The following is a 524-nucleotide window of genomic DNA, read 5'->3' on the forward strand; positions in this document are numbered from 1 at the left end:
GGAAGCCGCCTTGCTTCGAGGTCCCGATCAGTTTTACTGGTCGGGACCTTTTTTTTGTCCCCTCCCGAACGGTGGGATAACCGCCATCGTTCCCCGTATCTATAATTATGGTTTGTTAAGTTCCTTTCCGTGACACCACGTCTCTGGAACGTGTGCTCTTCGGTTGTGTCATGGGAGAGGATGTCTGTTTCTTAATATTTGTTTTTGAATTGTATACGGTCTTTAGATTCACAATTGAATAAACTTCCTGATTTCAATAATCCTTGTCCCTGAGAATTAATCTTTCTCCTCTTTGTTTTATAGTCATGGTGTGACGATTAAGCATGTTTTTATTTCTTGAGTGTCTTGAGGTTTATTTATTTGTTAGTTGTCTAAAAGAGAAATACACGGTTAAACCTTGTTCGTTTGTAGTCTAATAAAACTTAACTGCGATATAAATTCTTTAGTTACTATTCCGCCCCTGGGTATCCATACCGTGATTTCGTTATCCGTTTCGGTCTTGTGTGGAACTTTTTCTCGTAGTT

At 39.5% G+C, this 524-nt stretch carries 1 protein-coding gene; it reads left to right on the top strand.

Annotated features, from left to right (window positions below; translation table 11 throughout):
• The first annotated feature begins 426 nt into the window (after positions 1-426).
• The gene (locus H9565_RS20405) at positions 427-522 is read left to right on the top strand and encodes a putative porin (protein WP_215442154.1); all 96 of its coding nucleotides are present in this window, start codon (positions 427-429) and stop codon (positions 520-522) included.
• Positions 523-524 lie beyond the last annotated feature (2 nt).

Source organism: Zobellia russellii (assembly GCF_018728565.1).
Classification (GTDB): domain Bacteria; phylum Bacteroidota; class Bacteroidia; order Flavobacteriales; family Flavobacteriaceae; genus Zobellia; species Zobellia russellii.